Origin of the sequence: Chelatococcus sp. YT9, from assembly GCF_018398315.1 — a bacterium.
In the GTDB taxonomy this organism is placed as follows: Bacteria; Pseudomonadota; Alphaproteobacteria; order Rhizobiales; family Beijerinckiaceae; genus Chelatococcus.
Genome location: NZ_JAHBRW010000002.1, coordinates 1,759,147 through 1,770,777, shown reverse-complemented (window position 1 = coordinate 1,770,777; position 11,631 = coordinate 1,759,147). Strand labels below are relative to the sequence as shown.

Genomic DNA, 11,631 nt, shown 5'->3' with positions numbered 1-11,631 from the left:
AGCGGAGTTCCCATGCTAGCTTATGCTCTGAGGCGCATTGCTCAGGCTGTGCCGATCCTGTTCCTTGTCAGCCTCATCTCCTTCGGCATCATGCAACTGGTGCCGGGCGACCCGGCGGCGATGCTGGCCGGTCCCAACGCGACGCCAGCTGAACTGGCGCAATTGCGACAGAACCTCGGGCTGGATAGGTCCTTCCTCGTTCAGCTCGGCATTTTCTATTCGAATCTCTTTCACGGTGATCTCGGTCATTCGCTGATCCTCGGCCAGCCTGTGCTGGAGACCGTCATCGAGCGCTCGCCCATCAGCATATCGCTGGCGATCTACTCGCTCGTGCTGACAGTGTTGTTCGGCATTTCGATCGGCATGGTGGCCGCGATGCGCCACAATCGCATTCTCGACCAGGTCGCCATGGTGATCGCCCTTCTCGGCGTATCGGTGCCCAATTTCTGGCTTGGCCTCGTCATGATCGTGCTGTTCTCGGTGCAGCTCGGGTGGCTCCCGACCGGCGGCTACGTACCTTTCACCGAAGATCCGATCGCATGGCTGCGCAGTGCGACGATGCCGGCGATCTCCATGGCCTTGATGCAGATTGGTCTGCTCGCGCGCCTCACACGTTCCACGATGCTGGAAATCCTTGGACAGGACTATATTCGCACCGCCCGCGCGAAAGGGCTGCGCGAGACCACGATTATCGTGCGGCATGCCATGTCCAACGTGCTCATGCCGATCGTCACGGTCATCGGCATGATCCTGTCCGTCCTTTTATCTGGATCGGTCATCGTAGAAACCATCTTCGCGGTGCCGGGCATTGGGGCGCTCTTGGGAAATGCGATTCTCGCGCGTGATTATCCGATGATTCAGGGCGGCCTTCTCTTTGTCGCTTCTGCGCTACTTCTCCTGAACATTGCAGTCGATCTTGTTTACGCATGGCTTGATCCGCGGGTGCGCCTCCAATGACACTGGTGACTGACATGGCAGGCGCCACAGCTATCGTTGAACATCGTTCATTCTGGAAAAGCCGCACGGTGCGCAGGCTCCTTCGCCATCGCTCGTTCATGATCGGGGTGATCCTCTGCCTTCTGGTGACGGTTCTGGCGGTGCTCGCGCCGGTGATCTCGCCCTTCGATCCAGCGCGAATGTCGATCCGGAATCGCTTCCAGTTGCCGTCCGCGACATACTGGCTCGGCACGGACAATCTCGGGCGGGACATTTTCAGCCGCATCGCGTGGGGCGCGCGCTTCAGTCTCGCGATCGGACTGGGCGTGGTGGTATTGAATGCGGTCTTCGGCGTCCTGCTAGGCGCGCTGGCCGGCTATTACCGACGGCTGGATGGCATTCTGATGCGTGTCTCGGATGCCCTGATGGCTTTCCCGTCGGTTCTTCTTGCCATCGGCATTGCTGCGGCGATGGGGCCGTCCGCAATGACTGCGGTGATTTCGCTCGCGGTCGTTTATATCCCGCGCACCGCCCGTATCCTGCGCTCGTCAGTGCTGGTGGTGAAGGAGATGGAATATGTACAGGCGGCGATCGGCGCCGGCGCCAACGATCTCCAGATCATTGGCCGACACATCCTGCCGAACTGCATGGCACCGCTGATCGTGCAGCTCAGCTTCGTCTTCGCCTATGCGGTGCTCTCCGAGGCGGTCCTCAGTTTTCTCGGCCTTGGTTCCGCGCCATCCGTGCCGAGCTGGGGCATGATGATTGCCGAGGGGCGCAGCTACATCCGCGAGGCTGCGTGGCTGACGATCTTTCCGGGCGTCGCGATCGCTGTGACGGTTCTCGGCCTCAATCTGCTCGGCGATGGCCTGCGTGACGTGCTCGACCCGCGCGTCAAGCTCCACGACTGAATAGCTGCGCGTCAGGCGAGGACACCATAGCAAAGGGCCGCGTGATGATCACCACGCGGCCCTTTCTTTCTTTTTGGGGCGGGTAGCGGGGCGATGTCGCCCCGCTGCACGATCACCCTCGCAGATCGCGCACCAGCTTGATGGCGGCCTCGCGGAAAATTCCCTCTGCCGCCGGTCCCACGAAGCAGGCAAGCTCCGTCTCGTAGCCCCCCTCGTCGTAGGAACGGGCGAGGGGGAGATAGCCCTCGGTCCCGTTGGTGTAGCCGCCCGTGAACGTCGTGGTGAAAGGCGAGGCCTCGCGGATCGCCATCCCCGTGGCCGCGAACAACTCGAGCGGTGCGGAGACCAGGACGGTCTCGCCGATGCGGATCGCGCGGATCTCAATCGGCACCGTCGTCATCCCGAAGGCGCGCTTCGCCATCGTCAACATGATATCGGCACGCCGGGCGCGGAAATGAACATCGGCGATATCAGCGTGATCGGCCGTCTCCCGGTCAAGCCCCAGAAATACCGCTCGCGTCTCCGCCGCGCGCTGCTCAAGGGTTTCGATCGGCTCGAAGGTGCGGACAGGCAGGTCGACAGTCACTGCCGCCACGGCGAGTTCTGTCGGGCTGTCGGGTAGGACCTCGCGCGTCTTCATGCCGAGCGGCGCCCCGGACTCGACCACGTGGCTGAAAACATCACGGTGGTTCAAGGGGGACAGCGCCGTGAGCGCACTCGCGGCATCGGCTGCTATACGGTTGCCTATGCGCTCGGCGACGCGCACGTCGCCGGTCAGCGCTTCATACGGGATTTGGTCGCCCGCGCAGCCCTGCAGGAAGATGCAGGTGCCGCCGAGCAAGGTCTCCACAGAGCGCTTCATGGCGCCCGGCCACTCGGCGCTGATGGCCGAATTCTGGTGCGCCAGGACGATCGGGTGGGTGCTATAGCCGACGACGCTCGCGATGGTGTTGCCATCGAGATCATCGAAGCGCAGCACGGTGACGGTCGTATCGCGTTCACCGCCGGGATTGGGACTGACAACGACGCGTCCCTCCGGCGTGCGGAACCGCCGGTGCACCGTGACTTCACTCTGTCCATAGCCCGAGGCGAACCGGGCCGGCTGGAGGGTGTCACAAGCTGTCTTGGCCGCGGCAAGAATGGCGCCGACGGTTTTTTCACGCCAGGGGGGCATCAGTTCCATGCCCGGCAAATCGGCCGAGGCGCCATTGGTCGTTTCCGCATTCCAGACAGGAGCGCTATGGGTGTGCGTAAAGCCGAGGCTGATATGGGAGACGGGAATGCCAGTCGCCTTGCTGAGTTCGCCACGGATTTCGTTAGACACTGCCGTTGGCAGGCCGGTCACATCGATCTCGACGATCAGCACCCGCGTGCCGTCGTTATCAAGGCATAGCGCAGTCGCATTGAGGGGAATGTGAATGCGATCGGCCGTCTCACGCGTGCGGGCGCCCCATAATGTATGGGGGATGCCCACGGGGGGCGTCATGTCCTGGCGCCCGACTCCTATTTTCAGCATGTCGTTCTCCGCTTCTCACACGTAGTCACGCGCGACGGGCGCGCCGCGACAGCCAGCCAAGAAATTGAAATCGCAGCCCTGGTCCGCCTGCAGGATCTGGTCGATGAAAAGCCGCTGGTAGCCGCTGTCCGGCGGCTCCGGTGCGACCCACTTCGCGCGACGCGCGGCCAGTTCCTCCTCGGTGATGTCGAGGTGCAGCCGATTGTTGGGCGCATCGAGCTCGATCATGTCGCCATTGCGCACGAGGGCTAATGCCCCGCCGATCGCAGCTTCCGGCGCGACGTGCAGCACGACGGTGCCGTAAGCCGTGCCACTCATGCGAGCGTCCGAAATGCGCACCATGTCGGTGACCCCACGTTGCAGCACCTTGCGCGGGAGGCCCATGTTGCCAACCTCCGGCATGCCGGGATAGCCGCGCGGGCCGCAGTTCTTCAGGACGAGGATGCAGGTCTCGTCCACATCGAGATCGGGATCATCGATGCGCGCATGATAGTCATCGATGTCCTCGAAGACGACCGCCCGGCCGCGATGGGTGAGCAGGGCCGGCGTTGCTGCTGAGGGCTTGAGGATGGCGCCATTCGGCGCGAGATTGCCGCGCAGAACCATGATGCCGCCATTGTCAGTCAGTGCGTTATCCAGCGGGCGGATGACCTCACTGCTTTCAATCCTGGCGTTGCCGTTGTTCTCCGCGATGGTGCGGCCGTTGACGGTCAACGCATCGCCGTGCAGGAGACCGGCGTCGAGGAGCCGCCGCAACACGGCCGGCATGCCGCCGGCATTGAAGAAATCCTCCATCAGGAAGCGGCCGGACGGCATGAGATCGACAATCGTCGGCACGTCCCGACCGAGTCTGTCCCAGTCGTCAAGGCTGAACTCCACCCCGACACGCCCCGCGAGAGCCTGCAGATGGATGACCGCGTTGGTCGAGCCGCCAATGGCAGCATTCACCCGGATGGCGTTCTCGAACGCCTTGCGCGTGAGAATTTTCGACATGCGAAAATCGTCGTTGACCATCTCCACGATGCGGCGACCGCTCATGAAGGCGAGCACGCGCCGCCGCGCGTCGACCGAAGGGATTGCCGCGTTGCCCGGCAGCGTCATGCCCATGGTCTCGGAGAGGCTCGCCATGGTCGAGGCGGTGCCCATGGTGTTGCAGGTGCCGGGGGAACGGCTCATGGCGCTTTCGGCGGCCGTGAACTCCTCATCGGTGATGGCACCGGCGCGCATCTCTTCGCTGAGCCGCCAGACGTCGGTGCCGGAGCCGAGCATGCGGCCCATGAAGCTGCCGCTCAGCATGGGGCCAGCAGATACGAGAATGGCCGGCAGATCGCAGCTTGCCGCCCCCATCAGAAGCGCTGGGGTGGTCTTGTCGCAGCCGACGAGCAGCACGACGCCGTCGACCGGATTGGCGCGGATACCTTCCTCGACCTCGATCGCCGCGAGATTGCGGAACATCATGGCCGTCGGCCGCATGTTGGATTCGCCGAGCGACATCACCGGGAATTCCACCGGAAAGCCGCCGGCCTCGTAGACGCCGCGCTTCACCTGCTCCGCGAGATCGCGCAGCTGGCCGTTGCAAGGGGTGAGCTCGGACCAGGTGTTGCAGATGCCGATGACCGGGCGGCCATCGAAAAGATGCGGCGCGAAGCCCTGGTTCTTCATCCAGCTCCGATGGATGAATGCACCCTTCTCATGCCCGCCAAACCATTCGGCGGAGCGCAGGCGTTTTCGTGATCCCGACATGGAAGCCTCGTTGCGGAAGGTCTCGTTCTTGGAACGGTAGCTTCCAAGATTTCTAAATATGATTTATCGTTAAATCAAGATGGCTTGAAGCGGCTGTACCGAATAGGGATGGCGAGGGCGTAGCAAAGCATTGTAGATGAATTTGATGAGCAAGAAGCCCGCTGCTGCGCGCCAGACACAGCCGAGCCTACGCCATGTGGCCGAGCGTGCGAACGTGTCCGTGATGACGGTGTCGAACGTTATCAACGGACGCATGGCACGCGTCGGCAAGGAGGTCGCAGAGCGCGTGCGCGCCGCGATTGATGAACTGGGCTACCGGCCGCAGCGCAGTGGCCGAAGCTTGCGTCTGCAGCGCGAGTTCGCGCTGGGGCTGACAGTCATGCATCCGGACCGGCGCTTCCTCGACGACCCCTATATCACGCAGGTCGCCGCGGGCATGAGTAACTATCTGGCGACGGTCGGCTACGGCCTCATGGTCAATGGTCTGCAGGATCAGGAGGCCCTGGCCGCGTTTGTCGGCCGCAGCACGGGCTACGACGGGTTTGCCGTCATGGTCTCCGGTGAACGTGGCGAACGCGTCGCCACCTATCGAACACTCGCGCAGCTCAACTTGCCGATGCTGATCGTGCAGGACCTGCCACCGGACGATATGACGACAGCGAGTTCCGTGCGCCAGGATGACAGGGGTGGGGCTGCGGCGCTGGCGGAGGATCTGCTGCGCCGCAATGTCAGCCGGCTTTTGTGCGTCATGCCGCGCCAGATCTGGCCTGGAACGGAGCAGCGCGCTGCGGGGATTGCGGAGGCCACGCGCGCCCGGATTGCCGCGGGGCAGCTCACGGTGGACTATTTCACGTCCCATGAGGAGGATTTTGAAACATCGGTCGAGGAGATAGTGGAGCAGCTTAGCAACGGCCCTGTCCCCGACGCCATCATGGGCGGCAACGATCAACTCGGCCTCGCCGCGATTCAGGCCGCGACCCGCTGCGGGTTCGAGGTGCCGGGTGACATCATGGTTACGGGTTTCAACGCCTTCTGGTTTCGCAAATTTTCTACACCGGTGCTCAGCAGCGTGACCTCACCGGCTTATGAGATTGGTCTCGAGGCCGCACAAATGCTCGTCCGTGCCATCAACGGCGAGGAGCCCGGCGGCTTACACAAGCTCCTGCCCGTATATCCCGCAGCAGGTGGATCCATCCGTCCTGCGGACGAGGATCGCATCGACGCGGGAGATGACAGCGCGGCCGGGCATGGTCAGGCTGGCGGTTAGGCCCGGCGGGGCGCCATTTCGGAAATGGATGGAATGGGCGTTAGAATGCGCCGTTCATGTCTATATCGGAACCGATTATGGAGCGTCTCGACTGTGACCGCATGTTCGTGGCGGTGCTCGATGCCGGCAGTTTTGCCGCTGCAGCGCGGCGGCTCGGTACCAGCAGTGGGCATGCTTCGAAGCTCATTTCGAAGCTTGAAAGCGACCTGGGTGTGCAACTCCTCAAGCGAACGACGCGGGCCCTCTCGCCGACGGAAGTCGGCCAGGCTTATTACGAGCGCATCAAGTCGTTGCTCGATGAGTTCGACGCGTTGGACGCTTCGGTCCGCAACGCCTCGGGTGCGCCGGCGGGACGGTTGCGGCTAACGGCGCCGCTGTCCTTCGGCGCCACGCAGCTTGTACCGGTGCTGCTCGACTTCGCGCGGGGCTTCCCCGAGATACAACTCGATGTGAGTTTTTCGGATCGTGTCGTCAATCTGGTCGATGAGGGATTCGACGCTGCGATCCGCATTGGAAAGCCCGGCGACAGCAGCCTCATCGCGCGTCGGCTGTGCGATGTCCGGGTGGTCCTTGTAGCCTCACAGTCCTACATTGCGGATCACGGCGCGCCGCTGCATCCCGATGATCTCGCGACACATGAATGCATCATCGACGCCAATTTTCGCGATCCCTTCTCCTGGCCGTTCCGTCAAGGAGATGGTTCCGCATTGCTCGTGCCGGTCACGGGGCGGCTGCGTTTCTCCAATGGCGAGGCGTGCCTTGCCGCGGCGGAGGCAGGCTTTGGTATCGCCTATGTGCCAAGCTTCATCGCGGGGCCCAGCCTTCGCGCCGGCCGGGTGCAGCCGCTCCTGCCCGCCATGGAAATGCAGCCGCATGGCCTGTTCGCGCTCTATCCTCCCGGACGGCACCTCGCGCTCAAGGTGCGCGCACTTGTCGATTACCTCGCCACATGTTTTCGCGGCAAGCCAGCCTGGGATGAGGGATGGTAGATTATACGGGCGGGATTGCTTCCAGAATGGAAGGAAAGCGCGCCGTCCTGGCAGGCTAATCATTCCAGATGAGCGGGTGCATTCTTTCGCTAGCAATACAGCGCCTTGCCAAAGGAATAGGCCATGTCCGACTCTCGTACCGCTCCCTACGCCGCTCTTGTTCTGCGGCTCGTGCTCGGTGTGCTGTTTCTCGCGCATGCGGGGCTTAAGCTCTTTGTCTTCACACCCGCGGGAACAGCCGCCTTTTTCGGCTCTCTTGGCCTGCCGGGATGGTTTGCCTACGTCACCATCGCCTGGGAACTGGTCGGTGCCATCGCGCTGATCCTCGGCCTTTGGCCTCGGCTGGTCGCCCTTGCCATGATTCCCGTTCTGGTCGGCGCGATCGTTACTGTTCATGGGCCTGCCGGTTTCTTTTTCACCAATCCAAAGGGCGGGTGGGAATTCCTCGGCCTTTGGATCGCCGGCCTCGCGGCCCTCGCGCTGATCGGCGATGGCGCCTTTGCCCTGAGGCCGACCAACTCCCGGTCGGCTGCCTGAGCCTGCATCACGAGAGCGTTCCCTCGGTTCGCTGATCGTCAAAATGCTCTTGGGTCTTTGTTTTATTGCACGTTCTCTGCGCAAAAATGGCTTTCGCTTCGTTCGAACGCTTCCGGCGCGACGCCTTGGCCCTCGTCCGGACATTGCCGACGCGTAGAGCAGTGTAAACGTGCCAAGAGGAGCCGCGTCATGACAACGCCATCAACGCTCGCCATGGGGCGTGTCGCTTTGACCGTCAACGATATCGACAGTGTCGGGGCGTTCTATGAACGCGCTATCGGCCTTCATCTCCTGCGTCGCGACAGCGAACATGCGGAGCTGGGTGTCGGGGACACGGTCCTGCTGGAACTGCGCGGGGACAAGGCAGCGCGCCGCCGTGCGCCGCGCGAGGCCGGGTTGTTCCATACCGCCTTCCTGTTGCCCACACGCGCCGATCTCGGGCGCTGGACCCGCAACGCATTGAATATCCGGACACCAATCGTCGGTGCATCCGATCATGATGTCAGCGAGGCGATCTATCTCTCGGACCCGGAGGGGAACGGCGTCGAAATCTACGCCGATCGCCCGTCCCACAGCTGGCTCTGGCGGGATGGCGTGGTGACCATGTCGACGAAGCCGCTCGACATGGAAGACCTGCTAGGCTCCGCTGGTGACCACCCATGGGACAGTTTCCCGGAGGGATCGAAGATCGGCCACGTCCATCTGCAGGTGGGCGCGCTCCCACCTGCAGAGGCCTTCTATAGCGAGACGCTGGGGCTCGACGTCACATGTCACTATCGGGGCGCAACGTTCTACGCCGCGGATGGCTATCATCATCATATCGCGACCAATATCTGGAACAGCCGGGGCGCCCCTGAACGCTCCTACCCGTCGACTGGCCTGGCGGACGTTGAAATCAGTGTGGCGCCCTCGCGCCTTGCGGCGGTCAGTGACCTCGTCGAGAGCGCCGGTGAGGCAACGCCCGAGCGCCTCAACCTCCGGGACCCCTGGGGCACATCGATTACATTGCTCGCACGTTGACCCAAGCGGGTGATGCCAAGCAGAACGAGGGTGCTTGGTGTTACGTTGATGAAAGGGGGAAAGCCGTCATGAGTGCGATCCACGCCAATGTGCCGACCTCCGCAGCGAGCCGCTATCTACAGCAGCTCTGCAAGCACTGGAGCCACAAGTTCGTTGTGACATTCACTCCCAGTCATGGTGAGATCGTATTGCAATTAGGCCGCTGCGTCCTTGACGCGGACAGCGTCAAGCTGTCGGTCAGCCTTTACCCGGAAGCAGGCACAGACGTGCAGCGCTTTAAAGAAGTCGTGCAGGAGCATATCGTCCGTTTTGCCTTTCGCGAGACCCTGCATTTCGATTGGCAAGACGGCGAACGAGGCACAAGGACTTCATGACAGATTCGCTTGTTATTCTCCTGCATGGTGTCGGTGCGCGCGGCACCGATCTTGACCCCCTTCGCGATGCCTTGCGTGCGCATCTTCCGAACACGCAATTCGTCGCGCCCGACGCGCCTGACCCCTTTGATCGAGGCAAGCCGCTCCGGCAGTGGTTCAGTACGACGGGCGTGACCGTGGTGAATCGGCCGCAACGGGTCGCCGCCGCTCGCGCTGGCTTCGACGCCATCATCAATGACATCGTCGATGTTCAAGGCCTTAAGAACCGGCTCGATCGGGTTGCTTTTGTCGGCTTTTCGCAAGGTGCGATCATGGCGCTGGATGCAGCCGCCTCAGGCCGCTGGCGGGTTGCTGCAACCGTCGCCTTCGCAGGACGGCTCGCTTCTCCACCGCCACTCTCACCAGCGGGTGCGCGCATACTGCTGGTTCATGGCGCTGCCGACACGGTCATTCCGGCAGCAGAGAGCGAAGAGGCGTTTAGTCGTTTGCACGCAGCCGGCGCTGATGTCAGTTTCGAGACGCTGCCCGACGTTGGACATTTCGTCAGCCCGGATGGCATCGCGCTGGCGGGTGCCTATCTCGCGCGGATATTCAAGGCGAATACCGCCGCCATGCAGGTTTAGTCCTCTTCCCGGATCTGTGCGGCTGCAGATTGATGCGGTCAGGCTCTCTAGCGAAATCTGAACTTTAATGCCCGCCAAAAGGACCGAAGCAGGCCGACTGGTCACCGCCGGCTCTGCCACCGTCACGTTTGAGGCCGACTCGCCGCCGGGCCGGCCGGGGAGGGGTTCTATTTCGCCTTGGCGATCCAGGCCGCGAAACGGTCGATGAACGTATTCAGAAAGGCCTTCGTGCTCTCATCGGCCACCTCATTGGCACTGTCGAAAAGCTCCGGCTTGTAGCAGAAGTAGACTTCTGGCTGACCCAGCAGTGCCATCCCGCAGACTGTGACGAGGCCTTTGAGCTCATTTTGGGCCACCGCCGCTCCAATGACCCCCGGCGACGCCCCGATGATCGCCGCAGGTTTGCCTGCCCAGGAGTTCTTGCCCCAAGGCCGAGTACCCCAGTCGATCGCATTCTTGATAGCTGGCGAGAACGTCCTGTTGTATTCTGGCGTCACAAAGAGGACAGCGTCGGCGGCCTCGACCTCGGCTTTCAGGCGGAGGACGCTCTCCGGGGGCGACTGCCAGAGATCGTCGTTGTAGAGCGGCAGATCACCAATCTGCACAAAGTTGAAATTGAGACGATCGCTCGCCAGCTTGCCAATGCTCTCGGCGAATTTGCGGTTGATGGATTCCCGGCGCAGGGAGCCAACGATGACGGCAACATTGTGCATGGCAGACTCTGTATAATTTGGATACTCAGTTTATAATAGAGACTGGCCACACGCTCGCAAGACGGCACTTTATCGTTACCAAGGCACCTTCATGAAACCGACCGCCGCCCATCTACCGGGGAAATGCCACAAGGCCAATGAGGTCATAGCGTTGATCGGTGACAAATGGACGGTGCATATCGTCATGTTGCTCGCGACCGGCAAGCAGCGTTTCAGCGAGATCGAACGCTCTGTCGATGGCATCTCACGCAAGATGCTGACGACGACGTTGCGCGGGTTGGAGCGGGACGGCTATGTGACGCGCCGCGTGTTTCCGACGATTCCGCCGCGCGTAGAATATGAACTGACAAGTTTCGGGCATGAGCTATCCAGCCCCTTGCGTGCGCTCGGGGATTGGGCTGCGGCCAACCATCAACGGGTGCTGGACGCCCGCCAAGCGTACGATCGTCGCGCGGCGGTCTGAGGGTGGCGAAGTGCTGACACTAACGCATCACCGCTGATGCGCTCGAATTTTCAGTCCCGTTCGCTTGCGATCTTTCGCTGGCCTTTTTGGAGGATCGACATGACGAGCAAAGATCCCTTTGATCTAGAGCGCTTCGTGACAGCTCAGGACGGCGTTTTCGACATCGCGCTGGCGGAACTCCATGCCGGCTGCAAGATGAGCCACTGGATGTGGTTCGTGTTTCCGCAGCAGGGCGGCCTCGGTCGCTCTATGCGCGCCCAGTTCTATGAGCTCGCGTCGTTAGACGAAGCGAAGGCCTATCTCGCGCATCCTCTTTTGGCGCAGCGTCTCATTTCGGCGACGCAAGCAGTGCTTGCGCATCCCCATCTCACGGCCTATGCCATTTTCAGCACGCCCGACGACATGAAGTTTCACGCCTCAATGACCGTGTTCTCCCGTGCGAGTGCCGACGCATGCTCCCCGTTTAGGCACGCAATCGACGTCTTCTTCGGTGGCGTCGAACACGCACCGACCGTGGAACTGCTCTCTGTTTGAATGTG

At 62.1% G+C, this 11,631-nt stretch carries 13 protein-coding genes; 10 read left to right on the top strand and 3 right to left on the bottom strand.

Annotated features, from left to right (window positions below; genetic code table 11):
- Positions 1–12: 12 nt before the first annotated feature.
- Positions 13–957, top strand: coding sequence for an ABC transporter permease (locus tag KIO76_RS28030; protein WP_213326843.1), 945 nt, complete (start codon positions 13–15; stop codon positions 955–957).
- Complete coding sequence (locus tag KIO76_RS28025) at positions 954–1,847, top strand: ABC transporter permease (protein WP_213326842.1); 894 nt, start codon at positions 954–956, stop codon at positions 1,845–1,847. Before KIO76_RS28030 ends, KIO76_RS28025 begins: the two co-directional genes overlap by 4 nt.
- 112 nt (positions 1,848–1,959) lie before the next feature.
- On the opposite strand, the gene KIO76_RS28020 is transcribed toward KIO76_RS28025, so the two are convergent.
- Together KIO76_RS28020 and KIO76_RS28015 are read right to left on the bottom strand one after the other, a co-directional pair.
- Positions 1,960–3,363 (bottom strand): neutral/alkaline non-lysosomal ceramidase N-terminal domain-containing protein, encoded by a 1,404-nt coding sequence (locus KIO76_RS28020; RefSeq protein ID WP_213326841.1) that lies wholly within the window; start codon positions 3,361–3,363, stop codon positions 1,960–1,962.
- Positions 3,364–3,378: 15 nt separating this feature from the next.
- On the bottom strand, positions 3,379–5,106 hold the full coding sequence (locus KIO76_RS28015; RefSeq protein WP_213326840.1) for an IlvD/Edd family dehydratase: 1,728 nt from the start codon (positions 5,104–5,106) through the stop codon (positions 3,379–3,381).
- A gap of 145 nt (positions 5,107–5,251) precedes the next feature.
- Here KIO76_RS28015 and KIO76_RS28010 point away from each other — a divergent pair, with 145 nt between their 5' ends.
- From KIO76_RS28010 to KIO76_RS27985, 6 genes are all read left to right on the top strand, one after another.
- Positions 5,252–6,373, top strand: coding sequence for a LacI family DNA-binding transcriptional regulator (locus KIO76_RS28010; protein ID WP_213326839.1), 1,122 nt, complete (start codon positions 5,252–5,254; stop codon positions 6,371–6,373).
- A gap of 56 nt (positions 6,374–6,429) precedes the next feature.
- A complete protein-coding gene (locus KIO76_RS28005) occupies positions 6,430–7,362 on the top strand; it encodes a LysR family transcriptional regulator (RefSeq protein WP_249730067.1) in 933 nt (310 codons plus the stop codon).
- Positions 7,363–7,485: 123 nt separating this feature from the next.
- Positions 7,486–7,899, top strand: a complete 414-nt coding sequence (locus KIO76_RS28000; RefSeq protein ID WP_213326838.1) for a DoxX family protein — start codon at positions 7,486–7,488, stop codon at positions 7,897–7,899.
- Positions 7,900–8,088: 189 nt separating this feature from the next.
- Positions 8,089–8,919: a VOC family protein gene (locus KIO76_RS27995; RefSeq protein WP_213326837.1), complete on the top strand. Its 831-nt coding sequence runs from the start codon at positions 8,089–8,091 to the stop codon at positions 8,917–8,919.
- Positions 8,920–8,987: 68 nt separating this feature from the next.
- Positions 8,988–9,293 (top strand): DUF2218 domain-containing protein, encoded by a 306-nt coding sequence (locus KIO76_RS27990; protein WP_213326836.1) that lies wholly within the window; start codon positions 8,988–8,990, stop codon positions 9,291–9,293.
- Positions 9,290–9,916, top strand: a complete 627-nt coding sequence (locus tag KIO76_RS27985; protein ID WP_213326835.1) for an alpha/beta hydrolase — start codon at positions 9,290–9,292, stop codon at positions 9,914–9,916. Before KIO76_RS27990 ends, KIO76_RS27985 begins: the two co-directional genes overlap by 4 nt.
- Before the next feature lie 167 nt (positions 9,917–10,083).
- Here KIO76_RS27985 and KIO76_RS27980 read toward each other — a convergent pair whose 3' ends face one another.
- Positions 10,084–10,629, bottom strand: a complete 546-nt coding sequence (locus KIO76_RS27980) for an NADPH-dependent FMN reductase (RefSeq protein ID WP_213326834.1) — start codon at positions 10,627–10,629, stop codon at positions 10,084–10,086.
- 91 nt (positions 10,630–10,720) lie between these two features.
- Here KIO76_RS27980 and KIO76_RS27975 point away from each other — a divergent pair, with 91 nt between their 5' ends.
- A complete protein-coding gene (locus KIO76_RS27975; RefSeq protein WP_213326833.1) occupies positions 10,721–11,092 on the top strand; it encodes a winged helix-turn-helix transcriptional regulator in 372 nt (123 codons plus the stop codon).
- A 99-nt stretch (positions 11,093–11,191) separates the two neighbouring features.
- A complete protein-coding gene (locus tag KIO76_RS27970; protein WP_213326832.1) occupies positions 11,192–11,626 on the top strand; it encodes a DUF1810 domain-containing protein in 435 nt (144 codons plus the stop codon).
- Positions 11,627–11,631 lie beyond the last annotated feature (5 nt).